Source organism: Micromonospora okii (assembly GCF_020884795.1).
Classification (GTDB): domain Bacteria; phylum Actinomycetota; class Actinomycetes; order Mycobacteriales; family Micromonosporaceae; genus Micromonospora; species Micromonospora okii.
On the sequence record NZ_BBZF01000018.1, the window covers coordinates 159,563 to 175,840 of the forward strand.

The window sequence follows — 16,278 nt, forward strand, 5'->3', positions numbered from 1 at the left end:
TCGGTGACCACCTCCACCGCCCTGCTCCTCGCCGACCTCACCGGCGTGGCGGTCTTCGCCGCCTCCGGCGCCTCCGCAGCGGTGGTCAAGCGGCTCGACCTGTTCGGCGTCGCCTTCGTCGGCTTCGTCGCCGCCCTCGGCGGCGGGATCTTCCGCGACCTGGTCATCGATGAGGTGCCCCCGCTGGCCTTCGCCGACTGGCGGTACGCCGCCACCGCCGCGGTCACCGCCGCCGCCGTGTTCTGGCTGCACCCCCAGTTCGCCCGGCTGCGCACCACCGTGCTGGTCCTCGACGCCGCCGGCCTCGGGCTGTTCACCGTCACCGGCACCCTCAAGGCACTCGACGCGCAGGTCCCGCCGGTCGGGGCCTGCCTCATCGGCATGCTCACCGCCATCGGCGGCGGGCTCGCCCGGGACCTGCTCACCGGCGAGATCCCCGTGGTGCTGCGCCGGGAGATCTACGCGGTGGCGGCTCTCGGCGGCTCGATCGCCGTGGCGGCGCTCCACGCGTCCGGGCACGCCGGCGCAGCCGGACTGACCGCTGCCGCCGTGTTCGTCTTCGCACTGCGCCTGACGGCGTTGCGGCGGCGCTGGTCGGCCCCGGTGGCCACGCTCCGCCCGCCCCGCGCCGGCGCCCCTCGCCCCTGACCCAGGGTGCAGGCCGGGGCGCTGTCAGTGCGGCGTCGAGCGGTGCGAACGTGACCAGCGTGGCGTCGCCTGGGCGCTTCGGCCCGCGCTGGTTATGCTGATCCGGCCTTCGCGGCATCCGATGCGCGAGGGCCTTTTCATGGGCGGCGGTACCGTGGCCCTCGGCCCTGGTCGCCGTCGTGCGATCGGAGAGGAGCCTGACGCGTGGCAGCCCGGACGCCGGCGCTCGAGACGTTTCCATCACTACGCGCATGGCAGCGCAGGGCGCTGGTGGAGTACCTGCGCCGACGCACCGAGGACTTCACGGCGGTCGCCACCCCCGGGGCCGGCAAGACCACCTTCGCCCTACGGATCGCCGCCGAGCTGCTCGCCGACGGCACCGTCGAGGCGGTCACCGTGGTCGCCCCCACCGAGCACCTGAAGACCCAGTGGGCGCAGGCCGCGGCCCGGGTCGGCATCCAGCTCGACGCGGCCTTCCGCAACGCCGACCTGCACTCCTCCGCCGACTTCCACGGCGCCGTGGTCACGTACGCCCAGGTCGGCATGGCGCCCCAGGTGCACCGGCGGCGCACCATGACCCGGCGCACCCTGGTGATCCTCGACGAGATCCACCACGCCGGCGACTCCCGCACCTGGGGCGACGGGGTGAAGTCGGCGTTCGAGCCCGCCGTACGCCGGCTCATGCTCACCGGCACCCCGTTCCGCTCGGACGACAACCCGATCCCGTTCGTCACCTACGAGCGGGGCGGCGACGGCCTGCTGCGCTCCCGCGCCGACGCCGTGTACGGCTACTCCGACGCGCTGCGCGACGGCGTGGTGCGGCCGGTGCTCTTCCTCGCGTACTCGGGGGAGACCCGGTGGCGGACGAACGCCGGCGACGAGCTGGCGGCGCGGCTGGGCGAGCCGATGACCCAGGACCTGATCGCCCAGGCGTGGCGAACCGCGCTCGACCCGGCCGGCGACTGGATGCCGCAGGTGCTGCGGGCCGCCGACGCCCGGCTGACCGTGCTGCGCGAGGCCGGGATGGCCGACGCCGGGGGGCTGATCATCGCCAGCGACCAGCAGGCCGCCCGCTCGTACGCGAAGCTGATCGAGCAGGTGACCGGCGAGAAGGCCGCGGTGGTCCTCTCCGACGACCAGGGCGCGTCCGCCCGGATCGCGACGTTCGCGGAGTCGCAGCAGCGGTGGCTGGTCGCGGTGCGGATGGTCTCCGAGGGGGTCGACATTCCCCGGCTGGCGGTCGGCGTCTACGCCACCAGCGCCAGCACCCCGCTCTACTTCGCCCAGGCCATCGGCCGCTTCGTCCGCGCCCGCCGCACGGGGGAGACCGCGTCGGTCTTCCTGCCCAGCGTGCCGCACCTGCTGGAGCTGGCCAGCCAGATGGAGGCCGAGCGCGACCACGTGCTGGGCAAGCCGAAGGACCGCGAGGGCTTCGACGACGACCTGCTGGAGCGCGCGCAGCGCGACGACCAGGCCAGCGGCGAGCTGGAGAAGCGGTTCGCCGCCCTGTCGGCCACGGCCGAGCTGGACCAGGTGATCTTCGACGGTGCCTCCTTCGGCACCGCCGCCCAGGCGGGCACCCCGGAGGAGGAGGAGTACCTCGGCCTGCCCGGCCTGCTCACCGCCGACCAGGTCTCCCTGCTGCTGACGAAGCGGCAGGCGGAGCAGTTGGCCGCCCAGCGACGCCGCGCGGCCGAGCGGGCCGCCGAGCCCGCCCTCACGGCCACCGTGGCGCCCCCGCCGCCGATGAGCGCCGCCCAGCGCCGGGTGGCGCTCCGGCGGCAGCTCAACGCGCTCGTGGCCGCCCGGCACCACCGCACCGGCCTGCCGCACGGGAAGATCCACGCCGAGCTGCGCCGCCTCTGCGGTGGTCCGCCGAGCGCCCAGGCCACCATCGAGCAGCTCGAGGAGCGCATCGCCACGGTCCAGACCCTCTGACGGGCGGGCCTAGGAAATAGTCGACCGGAGGCGCCCTCAGGGCGCCTCCGGTCGACTATGTCGGGTTGTGGAACCGCCGTCTCAGTTCGCGATCAGGTCGGCGCCACGCCAGCTGAACTCGGGGTCCGTCGCGTACCGCACGGTGATCTTCACGAGATCCTCCGCGTACTTGTTGGCGTGGTGCCCACAGAACACCAACTCGCTCCCGCCTGCGAGAGTGATACGGAGCTTGCCGGCAGCGTTGCAGCGGTCGCACCGTTCATCGGCGGCTGGGGGAGCCACCGTCTCGCCCGGCGGCGTGAGGGTCGGGGTCATCGCCTTCCTCCTCTGGTCGTCACCGATGAACAATCTCTTCGGTCGTTGCTCACCTATCCTGCAACGCCCACGCCGGGCGCTGCCTTCCCTGTGTGCCCGCGGGGGACCGAGGTCACACATGGCGGCAAGAGTGTGCCGTGCACCAAGGGTGCCACGTCAACGATCACAATCGCGCAGCCGGCCCATCGCCACGCGCCGTTGTACGCGTGGTGATCAAAGCGACACGCCTAGTTGACGAAACGTCCTCAGTCCAGGTAGTCCCGGAGCACCTGCGAGCGGGACGGGTGGCGCAGCTTCGACATCGTCTTCGACTCGATCTGCCGGATCCGCTCCCGGGTCACGCCGTAGACCTGACCGATCTCGTCCAGCGTGCGCGGCTGGCCGTCGGTCAGGCCGAAGCGGAGCCGGACCACGCCCGCCTCGCGCTCGGAGAGCGTCTGCAGGACCTGCTGGAGCTGGTCCTGGAGCAGGGAGAAGGAGACGGCGTCGACCGCGACGACGGCCTCCGAGTCCTCGATGAAGTCGCCGAGCTGGCTGTCGCCCTCGTCGCCGATGGTCTGGTCGAGCGAGATGGGCTCCCGGGCGTACTGCTGGATCTCCAGCACCTTCTCCGGTGTGATGTCCATCTCCTTGGCCAGCTCCTCCGGGGTGGGCTCGCGGCCCAGATCCTGGAGCAGCTCCCGCTGGATGCGACCGAGCTTGTTGATCACCTCGACCATGTGCACCGGGATGCGGATGGTGCGGGCCTGGTCGGCCATGGCCCGGGTGATGGCCTGCCGGATCCACCAGGTGGCGTACGTGGAGAACTTGTAGCCCTTGGTGTAGTCGAACTTCTCGACCGCGCGGATCAGGCCGAGGTTGCCCTCCTGGATCAGGTCGAGGAACGCCATGCCCCGGCCCGTGTACCGCTTGGCCAGCGACACCACGAGTCGGAGGTTGGCCTCCAGCAGGTGGTTCTTGGCCCGCTCGCCGTCGCGGGAGATCCAGCCCAGGTCGCGGAACATCTCCCGGGTCATCTTCTCGTCGCCCTCGTCGGCGACCCGCAGCCGCTCGGCGGCGTAGAGCCCGGCCTCGATCCGCTTGGCCAGCTCCACCTCCTGCTCGGCGTTGAGCAGAGGCACCTTGCCGATCTGCTTCAGGTATGCCCGGACCGAGTCGGCGGAGGCGGTCAGCTCGGCGTCGCGGCGCGCCTGCTTGAGCGCCTCGGACTCCTCGTCGTCCCACTCGAAGTCGTTGTCCGTGGCGGCGCTGGCGGCGTCGGCCTCGGCGGCCTGGGCCAGCTCGGCCGGCTCCTCGACCACCACGTCCTCGATCTCGGCGGCGAGCTCCTCCGGGTCGATGTCGCCCTCGGCGGCCTCGCCCGGGGCCTTGCCGGGCGCGCCCTTCGCGGCCTTGCCCGGGGCCGCGGCCACGGTCGCCTTGGCGGCGCGGGAGGGGCGCGCGACCTTCGCCGGCACGGCCGCCTTGGCGACCGCCTCGGTCGTGGCCCGCCGCGCGGCGACCTTGCGGGGCGCCGGCGCGGGGGAGCCGTCCGCCGCCGGGGCCTGCTTCGGGGCGGGCACGGCGGCCTTCTTGGTGGTCTTCGCGGTGGTGGCCCGGGACGCGGGGGTGGCGGACCGGGCGGCGGCGACCCGGCGGCGCGGGCTGGCCGAGCCGTCCACGACGACGGTCACCCCCGCTTCCGCGAGCGCCCGCAGGATCTTCTTGGCCTGGGCCGGAGTCACCTCGGCGGACTCGACGGTGCGCGCGAGCTGGGCCGACGTGAGCTGGCCGCCCGCGCTCTGCGCGTGGGCGATCAGGGTGTCGGTGAGCGAGCGAACGTCGGCGCCGGTCTGGCGGGGTTCTGTCACGAATGACCTTCCGGAGGCGAAGAGCGAGCACGGCCGGGTTGCCCGGCGCAGCGCGCGGAGCACGGTGCTGGGCGATGTGGTTGAGGGGCCCCCGTGTCCCGGGCCGGCCGGTCGTCGGCGGTCCGTGGCGCGTGGGCAGGGGTGAATTGTAACGCCGTCTGCGGCGATCATCCTGCGCCGCACGGCGCACGGGCGGTCGGGACCGCCGATTGGGCGCAGATGTGGACTTTGTAAGGATGATACCCGCGCGTGACCCGGAGGGGCCCGGTCGTGCGGGAAGGGGACGAACATGGATCGCTCGGCGCCGCCGCCCGGCGAGTTGCTGGAGATCGCCGTCGATGTCGCCCGGGGCGCGGCGGCGACCGCCCACCGGATGCGCGCCGAGGGGGTCTCCGTCGCCGCCACCAAGTCCACCGTCACCGACGTGGTCACGGCCGCCGACCGGGCCGTCGAGCGGCAGGTGGTCGAGGCCCTGCGCGGGCTCCGGCCGGGCGACGCCGTCCTCGGCGAGGAGTACGGCGCGGGCGAGGCCGCGCCGGCGGCCGACGCGGCCCGGGTGCGCTGGATCGTCGACCCGATCGACGGGACCGTCAACTACCTGTACGGGCTGCCGTACTGCGCCGTGTCGCTGGCCGCCGAGGTCGACGGCGAGGTCGTCGCGGGCGTGGTGCGCAACGTCTCCACCGGCGAGGAGTGGACCGCCACGGCAGGCGGGGGCGCGTGGCGGGACGGGCGTCGGCTGCGCTGCTCCACGGAGACCGACCTGGGCCAGGCGCTGGTCGGCACCGGGTTCGGCTACGACGCCGGGCGGCGGGCCCACCAGGCCCGCGTGCTCGCCGAGCTGATCCCGCACGTGCGGGACATCCGCCGCCAGGGCGCCGCCGCCCTGGACCTCTGCCTGGCCGCCGAGGGCCGGCTGGACGTGTACTACGAGAAGGGGCTGGCCGCCTGGGACCAGGCCGCCGGGGCGCTCGTCGCCACCGAGGCCGGGCTCCGGGTCGGTGGGCTGGGCGGGCTGCCGGCCGGGCCGGACCTGGTGATCGCGGCCCCGCCCGCGCTGTTCGCGCCGCTGCACGACCGGCTGGCCGCCCTGGACGCCTCCGGCGGGCCCTGAGCCGCGCCCCTGCGCCCGGCCGGACCCGCACGGGCCCGGCCGGGCGTCAGCGGGTCACTTGTTGACGGGCATCGGGCAGGTGCCCGGCGGGGGGGTGGGGGCGCCCAGGTCACCGAGGGCCTGGTTGACCTCGGTGGTGGTGGCGAGCTGGGCGAAGCCGCTGCCCAGTACCACGTCGACCGTGTCGTCCTTGCGCTCCATGTCGAACTGGGTGTCGGCGTTGTCGAGGAAGTACGCGCGCAGCAGGTGGGCGGAGCCGACGCCCTTCGGGCCGTACCGCAGGACGGCGACGTCGTCGAGCTGCTTGGGGGCGGTGCCCTCCTTCTTCACCTGGAACTTGCGGTTGCGGAACTCGTCCGCGACCTTCTTGGCCAGGCCCGGCTCGTCGGTGGCGTTGTAGACGTTGATCCGCACGTCCTTGCGCTCGCGCAGCCGCACGTCCGCCAGCGGCGCGTCCTCGGGGCAGCCGCCCGCCACGCCCTTGCCCTGGGTGTCGCGCACCACGGCGACGACCACGAAGACCAGGGCGACGACCGCCAGCAGACCGACGACAACGAGTGCTCGCACTCGCGCAAAGCTCATCTGGGCGCTCCCCGGACGGTGGATGGGTGGCGGCGGCCGGGGGTGGTCGTCCACCGCGCCGGCCGTCAGGTACGCCGCTGAGGCTAGCGGTTGTCCGACGGACGCGTGGAAACAGTCCGACATACCGGCGCGGCACCCGGCGAGCGGGTAGTACTACCCCTATCTTCGTGTCGCCTGAGTCACATTGGGAACAACTTCGAGGTCTGGGGCGTACATCTGAGCCGCGAGGGCGGTATACATGCCTCGCCCGGTGGGGGTAAGGTACCGCGCTCGCTGGGGGAGTTTCTCCGGCGACCCCGATCCGGGGTGCTCGGGTCGGGTGACCGACACATCTCGGTGGCCGGCCGGCGGAACCGAAACAGCGTCGTCCGGCGTTACAACCGGAAGCGACCATATCGATATGGGAGAGTGAAACCGATGGCCACCGACTACGACGCCCCGCGTCGCGACGAGGTAGACCTCGGCGAGGACAGCCTGGAAGAGCTCAAGGCCCGGCGCGTCGACTCACAGTCGGGTGCCGTGGACGTCGACGAGGCCGAGGTGGCCGAGACCTTCGAGCTCCCGGGCGCCGACCTGGCCGACGAGGAGCTCACGGTCAAGGTGCTACCGATGCAGCAGGACGAGTTCCGATGCGCCCGCTGTTTCCTGGTCCACCACCGCAGTCAACTGGCCGTCGAGCGTAACGGCGAGCTGATCTGCCGCGAGTGCGTCTGACCCGTACCCACGGAAATCGGCGGCGGCCTCACCGGTGAGGCCGCCGCCGTGGGGTGGGCCACCCTCGGCGCCCGCGCCACCGGCTCGCGGCCGTGCCGTGCGCCGGCGGCGGGGAACTGCTTGACTTCTTCAGGGCAGTCTCCCCGCCGACGGATTCGGGAGGTCGACGCGATGGCCGAGGACATTGACCCCGGGCCCAGCACGGGCTCCGGCGGCTCCGGCACCACGTCCGGCTCCGGCGGCAGCTCCAGCCCCGGCACCACGTCCGGCACCACGTCCGGAACCACGTCCGGCGGCGACCCCGCTTCTCCGGCGGCGGCCGGCGACGGGGAGGCGCTCGGCGCGACCGTGGCCGCGCTGACCGCCGACGACATCGAGCCGGCCCGCCGCCGGCAACTGCTGACCCGGATGGTCGGCCAGGTCCGTGGCCGTGGGCTCGGCGACCTGTTCAAGCCGAGGGCCGCCGTCCGGTGGATGACCGACGCCGTGGCCGACGTCGCCCCGCACGTGCCGATCCGCGACCTGGCCACCCTGCGCCGGCACTTCCCCGGCCTCGACGACGAGGCGCTGGCCGACCGGCTGGTGCGCAACGCCGCCCGGACGACCGCCGGGATCGGCGCGGCCGGCGGCGGGGTGGCGGCCGTCGAGTGGGCCGTCACGCCGGCCCTGCTCTCCGCGCCGGTGCTGCTGGCCGCCGAGACGGTCGCCGTGGTGGCCGTCGAGCTGAAGCTGATCGGCGAGCTGCACGAGGTGTACGGGGCCCCGCTGCCCACGGGCGGCAGCCAGCGGGCGGTGTCCGTGGTGCAGTCCTGGGCCAGCCAGCGCGGGGTCAACCCGATGATGCCCGGGGTGGGCGTCGGCGCGGTGCTCGGCACGGCGGCCCGCAAGGAGCTGCGCGACACCCTGCTCAAGCGGTTCGGCCGCAACCTGACCACGCTCGGGCCGTTCCTCACCGGGGCGGCGGTGGCCAGCTACCTCAACCGGCGGGCCACCCGGTCCCTCGCCGACCAGCTCCGCGCCGACCTGCGCCGGCAGCGGCGCGAACTGCCCTGAGCGCCGCCGGCCCGCTCCCGAGCGCCGCCGGGGGCCGCTCCGCCGCAGAGCCGGTGCGGCGGGGGAGCCGTCGCCCCGCCGCTCTCAGCGGGCGTCGCGGGCGGCGACCAGGGTCGCGGCGAGCCGCACCGGGTCGCGGGTGCTGACCACCCAGAACGGGGTGGGGTCGGCCGGGTCGTCGAGCACCACCTGCACCGCACCGGAGATCCAGGGACGCTGGACCACGAACGCCAGCGGGTCGGCCCCGACGCCGAGCACCTCGCGGCGGCCCTCGGCGTCCAGCGGGACGGCGTCGGCCACGAAGCGCACCGGGAGCCGGGCGTCGTCGACCCGCAGCTCGCCGTCGGTCACCTCGACCCGGATCCGGCCCAGCCACCACAGCGTGGCCAGGCTCGCGAGCGGCAGCACCACGAACGGCAGCCAGGCGCGCGCCCCGTCGGCGCCCATCCACAGCTCCACGGCGAGGAAGCCGCCGACGAGCAGCCCGGCCAGCCAGAGCCACCAGGGCAGGCCGAGCCGCTCGGCGTAGGTCGTCGGAGCGGCGGTGGCGGGCGGGGAGGACGGCGATCGGCTCACTCCTCGAAGGGTACGGCGCGCGGCGGCCTGTCGACCCGGCAGGATGGCAGGGTCACCCCGTGGATCGGACGGAAGAGGGACAGGCGTGACCGACGACGTACCCGTGCCCGTGCGGCGGCTCGACCCGGAGCTGCCGCTGCCGGCGTACTCCCATCCCGGCGACGCCGGGGCCGACCTGGTGGCCGCCGCGGACGTGGAGCTGCCCCCCGGCGGGCGGGCCCTGGTCCCCACCGGCCTGGCGATCGCCCTCCCGCAGGGGTACGTCGGCCTGGTGCATCCCCGATCGGGCCTGGCGGCCAGGCTCGGCGTGACGGTGCTCAACGCGCCCGGTACGGTCGACGCCGGCTACCGGGGTGAGATCCTGGTGAACCTGATCAATCATGATCGGGAGACACCGGCGAAGATCGCCCGTGGCGATCGGATCGCGCAGCTCGTTGTCCAGCGGGTGGAGCGCGCCGATTTCCGGCCGGTGGCCGAGCTGCCGCCGTCCGGGCGGGGCGCCGGTGGGCACGGGTCGACCGGCGGACACGCCGGGCTGGTCCCGCCGGCCGACCGGGTCGGCGGGCAGCCGGAAGAGGTGGCAGGGTGAGTGCGAACAGCGGAAGGTGGGCGCAGTGATCTTCTCCCGAAAGCGGGCCGACGGCGATCGGCGTGCCGGTGACGGGCGGGCCGCCGAGGTCCTCGACGGCCGCGACGCCGAGGCCGCGGCCCCGGCGCGCGGGCCGTACGACCTCTCCGAGGCCCCGGGCGACGTGGAGCGGCTCGACCTGGGCAGCCTGCGCATCCCGGCGGTGCCCGACGTCGAGGTGCGGGTGCAGGCCGACCCGGAGGGCGTGATCCAGCAGGTCGTCCTGGTGCACGGTCAGAGCGCGCTCCAGCTCGGCGTCTTCGCCGCGCCCCGCTCCGAGGGCATCTGGGACGAGGTGCGCGAGGAGATCCGCCAGTCGTTGTTCGACGACGGCGCGGCGGCCCAGGAGGTGCAGGGCGAGTACGGCCCCGAGCTGCGCGCCCGGGTGCGCACGCCGGACGGCCTGACCGACCTGCGCTTCGTCGGCGTCGACGGCCCGCGCTGGATGGTGCGCGGCGTCTACCAGGGCGCGGCCGCCACCGATCCGGCCGCCGCCGGGCCGCTCGCCCAGTGCCTGGAGGGGCTGGTCGTCGACCGGGGCCAGGAGGCGAAGCCGGTGCGCGAGCCGCTGCCGCTGCGCCTGCCCCGCGAGGTCGCCGACCAGGCAGCCGCCTCGGCCGAGGCGACGCCGCCCGGGGCCTGACCCCGCACCGGTCTGCTCAGCCGGGGCCCGTCCGTCGGCGTGTCGCCGGTGGACGGCCCCCGGCGGGTCGCCGGGGCCGCCGGGCGGGCCTGGCTGCGGTCCCGTCCCGTCGCCCGTCGGCGTACGCTGGCGGGACGGCACCGCGTGGCGCCGCATCGGTGCCGGCGCGGCCGGCCGGCGGAGGAGAGGGTGACGCGGAGGTCATGACGACCGACGAGGGCAGCAGGGTATCGCTCCGGCGACTCCTGCGGCGGCTCACCGCCAGCGAGGCCGAGATCGAGGCGCAGGAGTTGCGCCGGGAGAGCGCCGAGTCCGGCGGCGTGCCGGCCCGGCAGTGCACGCGGGGCCAGGTGGTCTCCGTCACCGGACGGCTGCGCACGGTGGTCTACACTCCCCGGACGAACCTGCCCACCCTGGAGGCCGACCTCTACGACGGCAGCGACGTGGTGACCCTGGTCTGGCTCGGGCGGCGGCACATCGCCGGGATCGAGCCGGGCCGGCACCTGACGGCGCGGGGGCGGGTGGCGGTGCGGGGCGACCGCAAGGTCATCTACAACCCGTACTACGAGCTGGAGTCGCCGAGGTGACGGCGCGGACGCCCCGGACGGGAGAGGCGCGATGACCACCGGACAGCACCGCACGGAGCCGGAGACCGGCCCGGAGGACGACGAGCGGCTGCCGACCATGGCCGAGCAGATGGCCGACCAGCTCGGCGGCTGGCGCGGGCTGGTCGAGTCGAGCATCCCGGTCGTGGTCTTCGTGATCGCCAACATCGTCGGCGAGCTGCGGCCGGCGGTGATCGCCTCGGTGGCCGTGGCGCTGCTCATCGCCGGGCTGCGGCTGGTCCAGCGCCGGCCGGTCCGGCACGCGGTCAACGGGCTGTTCGGCGTCGGCATCGGCGCGGCCATCGCCTGGCGCACCGGCGACGAGCGCGACTTCTACCTCCCCGGCATCCTCTACGGCATCGGGTACGGGCTGGCCCTGCTGGCCTCGGCGGCGATCCGGCAACCCCTGGTGGGCTGGATCTGGTCGGTGCTGGTGGCCAAGGGCCGCTCGGAGTGGCGGGACGACCCGCGCCTGGTGCGCACCTTCACCCAGCTCACCGTGCTCTGGGGCGTGGTCTGGCTGGCCAAGGTCGGCGTGCAGGCCGGGCTCTACCTCGCCCACCAGGACACCGCGCTCGGCGTGGCCCGGCTGGCGCTGGGCTACCCACCGTACGCGCTGCTGTTGTTGATCACGGTCTGGACGGTGCGCCGGGTGACCCGCGAGACGGCGACCGCGCCGGAGCCGCTGCCGCGCGGCTGAGCCCCCACCGCCCCACGCTGAGCGCCCGGCCGGGCCGGGCTCCGCTCAGCTCCCGCCGCGGGTGCGCTCGACGCTGTCCGCGCCCAGGATCACCGCGCGGACGGCGTCCTCCGCCTCGGCCGTGCAGACGAAGATCAGCTCGTCGCCGGCCTCGATCGGGTCGTCCGGGCTGGGCACCAGCACCCGCTTGCCGCGCAGGACGGCCACCAGGGCGGCGTCCCGGGGGAGCGGCACCGCGTGGAGGGGCTGCCCCACGTACGGGGCGGTGGGCGGCAGGGTGATCTCCACGAGGTTCGCCTCGCCCTGGCGGAACGTCATCAGCCGCACCAGGTCGCCGACCGTCACCGCCTCCTCGACCAGGGCCGCCATCACCCGCGGCTTGCTCACCGCGACGTCGACGCCCCACTGCTCGGTGAAGAGCCACTCGTTCTCGGCCCGGTTGACCCGGGCCACCACCCGGGGCACCGCGAACTCGGTCTTGGCCAGCAGCGACACCACCAGGTTGACCTTGTCGTCCCCGGTCGCCGCGACGACCACGTCGCAGCCGGCGACGTCGGCCTCCTCCAGGCTGGCCAGCTCGCAGGCGTCGGCGAGCACCCAGTCGGCGGCGGGCACCCGGTCCGGCCGCAGCATCCGGGGCTGGCGCTCGATCAGCATCACCTGGTGGCCGTTGTCGATCAACTCCTGGGCGATCGAGCGGCCCACGTTGCCGGCGCCGGCGATGGCGATCCGCATCGTCAGTGCGCTCCTTCCGGCGGGCTCCCCGCCACCGAGGTCACCGACGCCGCGATGTCGTCGGTGACCAGCATGAAGGTCTGGTCGCCCTCCTGGATGGCGGTCGACCGGGTGGGCAGGGTGCCGATGCCGAAGCGGCTCAGGTACGCCACCCGCGCCCCGGTGGCCTCCTCCAGCGCCCGCAGGGGCCGGCCGATCCAGTCCTTGTGCGTCGGGACCTCGACGATCGACACGGTGCTGGTCGGGTCGCGGAAGATCTCGACGTTGCCCTCGGGGACCAGGTGGCGCAGCATCCGGTCGGCGGTCCACCGCACCGTGGCCACGGTGGGGATGCCCAGCCGCTCGTAGACCTGCGCCCGGCGCTGGTCGTAGATCCGGGCGGCGACCCGGGACACGCCGAAGGTCTCGCGCGCCAGCCGGGCCGAGATGATGTTGGAGTTGTCGCCGCTGGAGACCGCCGCGAAGGCGTCCGCCCGCTCGATGCCGGCCTGCCGCAGCACCTCGCCGTCGAAGCCGGCCCCGGTGACGGTGACCCCGGCGAAGTCCGGGCTGAGCCGGCGGAACGCGTCGGCGTCCTGGTCGATGACCGCCACCGAGTGCCCCCGGGACTCCAGGTTCTGGGCGAGGGTCGAACCGACCCGGCCGCAGCCCATGATCACGACATGCACGGTGTCCCTCCCAAGGTGCGCGCCCGCCGGCGTCGGTGGCCGTCGACTGCGAGCCTGCCACGTCCGGGTCACGGGCGGGGGACGACGGTACCGCCCCGGCCCCGGCCGACGTCACGCCACCCCCGGGCGACCGCGCGACGGTGGTCGTACCCTTAGCGCTTGTGGCCAGTCCCACCTCGCTGCTGAAGCGGCTGCTCGTCGGTCGACCGTTCCGGTCCGACCGGCTCCAGCACACCCTCCTGCCGAAGCGCATCGCGCTTCCGGTCTTCGCCTCCGACGCGCTGTCCAGCGTCGCGTACGCCCCCGACGAGATCCTGCTGACCCTCTCCATCGCGGGGGCGTCGGCGTTCATCTTCTCCCCGTGGATCGCGCTCGCGGTGGTCGTGGTGATGCTCACCGTCGTGGCCAGCTACCGGCAGAACGTCCACGCCTACCCGTCCGGCGGCGGCGACTACGAGGTGGCCACGGTCAACCTCGGCCCCCGGGCGGGCGTCGCGGTGGCCAGCGCCCTGCTGGTCGACTACGTGCTCACGGTGGCCGTGTCGGTCTCCTCCGGGGTGGCGAACCTGGGCTCGGTGGTGCCGTTCGTGGCCACCCACAAGGTGCTCATCGCGGTCACCGCGGTGGTGCTGCTCACCGCCATGAACCTGCGCGGCCTGCGCGAGTCCGGCACCGCGTTCGCCGTGCCCACGTACGGCTTCGTCATCGTGATCGGCGGGATGATCCTCACCGGCCTGGTCCGGGTCTTCGTCCTCGGCCACGACCTGCGCGCCCCGAGCGCCGGGCTGGAGATCCAGGCCGAGCACAGCGTCACCGGGTTCGCCCTGATCTTCCTGCTGCTGCGCACCTTCTCCTCCGGCTGCGCCGCGCTCACCGGCGTGGAGGCGATCTCCAACGGGGTGCCGGCGTTCAAGGCCCCGAAGAGCCGCAACGCCGCCACCACCCTGCTGCTGCTCGGCACGATCGCGGTGAGCATGCTGGTCGGCATCATCTGGCTGGCCCGGCTCACGAACCTCCAGTTCGTCGAGGACCCGGCGATGCAGATCGTCTCCGGCCCCGCCGGGTACGTGCAGAAGACCGTCACCGTCCAGCTCGGCGAGACGGTCTTCGGCTCCGGCTCGATGCTGCTGTACGTCGTCGCCGGGATGACCGCGCTGATCCTCTTCCTCGCCGCGAACACCGCCTTCAACGGTTTCCCGGTGCTCGGCTCGATCCTCGCCCAGGACCGCTACCTGCCCCGGCAACTGCACACCCGGGGCGACCGGCTGGCGTTCTCCAACGGCATCGTCTTCCTCGCCGTCTTCGCGATCGTGCTGATCGTCGGCTTCCAGGCCGAGGTGACGCGGCTGATCCAGCTCTACATCGTCGGCGTCTTCGTCTCGTTCACCCTGTCGCAGGCCGGCATGATCCGGCACTGGAACCGGCACCTGCGCAACGAGCGGGACCCGCAGGCCCGGCGGCGGATGGTCCGATCCCGGGCGATCAACACGTTCGGCATGCTGCTGACCGGCACGGTGCTGATCATCGTGCTGCTCACCAAGTTCCTGCTCGGCGCGTGGATCGCCATCGTCGCGATGGCGCTGATCTACGCGCTGATGCTGGCGATCCGCCGGCACTACGACCGGGTCGCCGCCGAGCTGGAGCCGACCGAGGCCCGGGGCGTGCTCCCGGCCCGCAACCACGCCATCGTGCTGGTCAGCAAGCTGCACCAGCCGACCCTGCGGGCCATCGCGTACGCCCGCGCCACCCGGCCGGACACGCTGACCGCCGTCACGGTGAACGTCGACGACAAGGACACCCGCGACCTTCAGGCCGACTGGGAGCACCGGGAGCTGCCGGTGCCGCTCACGGTGATCGACTCGCCGTACCGGGAGATCACCCGGCCCATCCTGGACTTCGTGGCCAACACCCGGCGGGAGTCGCCGCGCGACGTGGTCACGGTCTTCATCCCCGAGTACGTCGTCGGCCGCTGGTGGGAGAACCTGTTGCACAACCAGAGCGCGCTGCGCCTCAAGGGACGGCTGCTGTTCGAGCCGGGCGTGATGGTGACGAGCGTGCCCTGGCAGCTCGCCTCCACCGCCGGCAAGAATCTCGACCGGCTGGACGCCACGCTGACCCGAGGCCCCGCCCGCGGCCCCCGGGTCGCGCCGCGCAGCACCCTGCCGCCGCCGGTGCCGCCGGTGGTCTCCGTCCCGCCCGGTGAGACCGGCCCGACCGACGGGGACCGGTCGTGACGCCCCCCACCAACGCCGGCCGCCCGGCACCCGCCCCCGGTGACCCCGACCGGCGCGGGCTGACCGAGGCCGAGCGGGTCGAGCTGACCGTGGACGCGGTCGCCCCCGGCGGGCACTGCGTGGCCCGGGTGGACGGGCAGGTCGTCTTCGTCCGGCACGCGCTGCCCGGCGAGCGGGTCGTCGCCGAGGTGACCGAGGTGCACCGGGGGTTCGTCCGGGCCGACGCGGTGACGGTGCTCGACGCCGCCCCGCAGCGGGTCGAGCCGCCCTGCCCGTACGCGAAGCCGGGCCGCTGCGGCGGCTGCGACCTGCAACACGTCGCCCCCGAGGCCCAGCTCGACTGGAAGACGGCCGTGGTGCGGGAGCAGCTCGGCCGGCTCGCCGGCCTCACCGACGCGGAGATCGACCGGCTCGGCGTGCGGGTCGCGGCGCTGCCCGGCGGGCCGCTCGGCTGGCGCTCCCGGATCCGGTACGCCGTCGACGCCGCCGGCCGGGCCGGGCTGCTCAAGCACCGCTCGCACGAGGTGGTGCCGATCGACCGCTGCCTGATCGCGCACCCGGCGATCCAGGAGCTGCCGGTGCTCGGGCGGCCCTGGCCGACGGCGGAGGCGGTGGAGACCGTCGCCTCCACCGGCGGGGACGTCGCCGTCACCGCCCTGGCCGACGGGGTGCCCACGCCGGTCGACGGGCCGACGACGGTCCGCGAGGTGGCCGCCGGCCGGCAGTGGGCGCTGCCCGCGTCCGGCTTCTGGCAGGTGCACCCGGCGGCGGCGGACACCCTGGTCGCCGCCGTGCTCGACCTGCTCGACCCGAGGCCGGGGGAGTCGGCCTGGGACCTCTACGGCGGGGCGGGACTCTTCGCCGCCGCCCTGGCCGAGCGGGTCGGCCCGACCGCCCGGGTCACCGTCGTCGAGTCCGCCGCCCCGGGCGTCGCCGCCGCCCGGGAGAACCTGAGCGACCTGCGCGGGGTCGAGGTGGTGGCCGCCCGGGTGGAGACCGCGCTGGCCCGCCGCCGGATCACCGGGCCGGTCGACCTGGTGGTGCTGGACCCACCCCGGACCGGTGCGGGCGCCCGGGTGGTACGGGACGTGGTGGCGGCCTCGCCGCGCGCGGTCGCGTACGTGGCCTGCGACCCGGCCGCCTTCGCCCGGGATGCGCGGACGTTCGCCGAGGCCGGGTGGCGGCTGGCGGAGCTGCGCGGCTTCGACCTGTTCCCGATGACCCAGCACGTCGAGCTGGTGGCGCTGCTGCTCCCGGCCGGCGACCGCTGAGGGG

General features: G+C 74.3%; 17 protein-coding genes. 11 read left to right on the top strand and 6 right to left on the bottom strand.

The annotated features are described in order from the left end of the window. The first annotated feature begins 3 nt into the window (after positions 1–3). Both LPU43_RS16030 and LPU43_RS16035 read left to right on the top strand, forming a co-directional pair. Positions 4–648 carry a trimeric intracellular cation channel family protein gene (locus tag LPU43_RS16030; RefSeq protein WP_229401235.1) on the top strand — a complete coding sequence of 215 codons (645 nt, stop codon included), beginning with the start codon at positions 4–6 and terminating at the stop codon, positions 646–648. Between the two features lie 204 nt (positions 649–852). Next, complete coding sequence (locus tag LPU43_RS16035; RefSeq protein WP_229401236.1) at positions 853–2,586, top strand: DEAD/DEAH box helicase; 1,734 nt, start codon at positions 853–855, stop codon at positions 2,584–2,586. Positions 2,587–2,667: 81 nt separating this feature from the next. Here the strand turns inward: LPU43_RS16035 and LPU43_RS16040 are convergent, their stop codons facing one another. Then, on the bottom strand, positions 2,668–2,901 hold the full coding sequence (locus tag LPU43_RS16040; protein WP_229401237.1) for a DUF7455 domain-containing protein: 234 nt from the start codon (positions 2,899–2,901) through the stop codon (positions 2,668–2,670). A 245-nt stretch (positions 2,902–3,146) separates the two neighbouring features. Further along, complete coding sequence (locus LPU43_RS16045) at positions 3,147–4,751, bottom strand: RNA polymerase sigma factor (RefSeq protein WP_229401238.1); 1,605 nt, start codon at positions 4,749–4,751, stop codon at positions 3,147–3,149. A gap of 289 nt (positions 4,752–5,040) precedes the next feature. Here LPU43_RS16045 and LPU43_RS16050 point away from each other — a divergent pair, with 289 nt between their 5' ends. Beyond that, on the top strand, positions 5,041–5,865 hold the full coding sequence (locus LPU43_RS16050) for an inositol monophosphatase family protein (RefSeq protein ID WP_229401239.1): 825 nt from the start codon (positions 5,041–5,043) through the stop codon (positions 5,863–5,865). A gap of 54 nt (positions 5,866–5,919) precedes the next feature. Here the strand turns inward: LPU43_RS16050 and LPU43_RS16055 are convergent, their stop codons facing one another. After that, positions 5,920–6,432 (bottom strand): LytR C-terminal domain-containing protein, encoded by a 513-nt coding sequence (locus LPU43_RS16055; protein WP_229401400.1) that lies wholly within the window; start codon positions 6,430–6,432, stop codon positions 5,920–5,922. A 432-nt stretch (positions 6,433–6,864) separates the two neighbouring features. Between LPU43_RS16055 and LPU43_RS16060 the strand changes: the two genes are divergently transcribed. After that, the gene (locus tag LPU43_RS16060) at positions 6,865–7,161 is read left to right on the top strand and encodes a DUF4193 domain-containing protein (RefSeq protein ID WP_229401240.1); all 297 of its coding nucleotides are present in this window, start codon (positions 6,865–6,867) and stop codon (positions 7,159–7,161) included. 171 nt (positions 7,162–7,332) lie between these two features. Beyond that, complete coding sequence (locus tag LPU43_RS16065; RefSeq protein WP_229401241.1) at positions 7,333–8,214, top strand: hypothetical protein; 882 nt, start codon at positions 7,333–7,335, stop codon at positions 8,212–8,214. An 84-nt stretch (positions 8,215–8,298) separates the two neighbouring features. Here LPU43_RS16065 and LPU43_RS16070 read toward each other — a convergent pair whose 3' ends face one another. Next, positions 8,299–8,790 carry a DUF3093 domain-containing protein gene (locus tag LPU43_RS16070; RefSeq protein WP_229401242.1) on the bottom strand — a complete coding sequence of 164 codons (492 nt, stop codon included), beginning with the start codon at positions 8,788–8,790 and terminating at the stop codon, positions 8,299–8,301. A gap of 43 nt (positions 8,791–8,833) precedes the next feature. Between LPU43_RS16070 and dut the strand changes: the two genes are divergently transcribed. The 4 genes from dut (at position 8,834) to LPU43_RS16090 (ending at position 11,366) form a co-directional block, all read left to right on the top strand. Next, positions 8,834–9,379, top strand: a complete 546-nt coding sequence (gene dut / locus LPU43_RS16075; protein WP_229401243.1) for a dUTP diphosphatase — start codon at positions 8,834–8,836, stop codon at positions 9,377–9,379. Positions 9,380–9,404: 25 nt separating this feature from the next. Further along, on the top strand, positions 9,405–10,061 hold the full coding sequence (locus LPU43_RS16080; RefSeq protein WP_229401244.1) for a DUF3710 domain-containing protein: 657 nt from the start codon (positions 9,405–9,407) through the stop codon (positions 10,059–10,061). Positions 10,062–10,264: 203 nt separating this feature from the next. Further along, the gene (locus LPU43_RS16085; RefSeq protein WP_229401245.1) at positions 10,265–10,648 is read left to right on the top strand and encodes an OB-fold nucleic acid binding domain-containing protein; all 384 of its coding nucleotides are present in this window, start codon (positions 10,265–10,267) and stop codon (positions 10,646–10,648) included. A 31-nt stretch (positions 10,649–10,679) separates the two neighbouring features. Next, entirely contained in the window at positions 10,680–11,366 is a 687-nt protein-coding gene (locus LPU43_RS16090; RefSeq protein WP_229401246.1) for a DUF3159 domain-containing protein, read from the top strand. A 45-nt stretch (positions 11,367–11,411) separates the two neighbouring features. On the opposite strand, the gene LPU43_RS16095 is transcribed toward LPU43_RS16090, so the two are convergent. Both LPU43_RS16095 and LPU43_RS16100 read right to left on the bottom strand, forming a co-directional pair. Beyond that, on the bottom strand, positions 11,412–12,101 hold the full coding sequence (locus LPU43_RS16095) for a potassium channel family protein (RefSeq protein WP_229401247.1): 690 nt from the start codon (positions 12,099–12,101) through the stop codon (positions 11,412–11,414). A 2-nt stretch (positions 12,102–12,103) separates the two neighbouring features. Further along, entirely contained in the window at positions 12,104–12,769 is a 666-nt protein-coding gene (locus LPU43_RS16100) for a potassium channel family protein (protein WP_229401248.1), read from the bottom strand. Between the two features lie 161 nt (positions 12,770–12,930). Here LPU43_RS16100 and LPU43_RS16105 point away from each other — a divergent pair, with 161 nt between their 5' ends. Then, on the top strand, positions 12,931–15,003 hold the full coding sequence (locus tag LPU43_RS16105; protein ID WP_229401249.1) for an APC family permease: 2,073 nt from the start codon (positions 12,931–12,933) through the stop codon (positions 15,001–15,003). Continuing rightward, a complete protein-coding gene (locus LPU43_RS16110; RefSeq protein WP_373321724.1) occupies positions 15,000–16,274 on the top strand; it encodes a class I SAM-dependent RNA methyltransferase in 1,275 nt (424 codons plus the stop codon). Before LPU43_RS16105 ends, LPU43_RS16110 begins: the two co-directional genes overlap by 4 nt. The last annotated feature ends 4 nt before the right edge of the window (positions 16,275–16,278 follow it).

Excerpts from the sequence above, each read along its gene's own strand:
- LPU43_RS16090 (WP_229401246.1), top strand. The coding sequence starts at position 10,680 with ATGACCACCGGACAGCACCGCACGGAGCCGGAGACCGGCCCGGAGGAC.
- LPU43_RS16085 (WP_229401245.1), top strand. The coding sequence starts at position 10,265 with ATGACGACCGACGAGGGCAGCAGGGTATCGCTCCGGCGACTCCTGCGG.
- dut (WP_229401243.1), top strand. The coding sequence starts at position 8,834 with ATGGCAGGGTCACCCCGTGGATCGGACGGAAGAGGGACAGGCGTGACC.
- LPU43_RS16060 (WP_229401240.1), top strand. The coding sequence starts at position 6,865 with ATGGCCACCGACTACGACGCCCCGCGTCGCGACGAGGTAGACCTCGGC.
- LPU43_RS16065 (WP_229401241.1), top strand. The coding sequence starts at position 7,333 with ATGGCCGAGGACATTGACCCCGGGCCCAGCACGGGCTCCGGCGGCTCC.
- LPU43_RS16040 (WP_229401237.1), bottom strand. The coding sequence starts at position 2,901 with ATGACCCCGACCCTCACGCCGCCGGGCGAGACGGTGGCTCCCCCAGCC.
- LPU43_RS16095 (WP_229401247.1), bottom strand. The coding sequence starts at position 12,101 with ATGCGGATCGCCATCGCCGGCGCCGGCAACGTGGGCCGCTCGATCGCC.
- LPU43_RS16050 (WP_229401239.1), top strand. The coding sequence starts at position 5,041 with ATGGATCGCTCGGCGCCGCCGCCCGGCGAGTTGCTGGAGATCGCCGTC.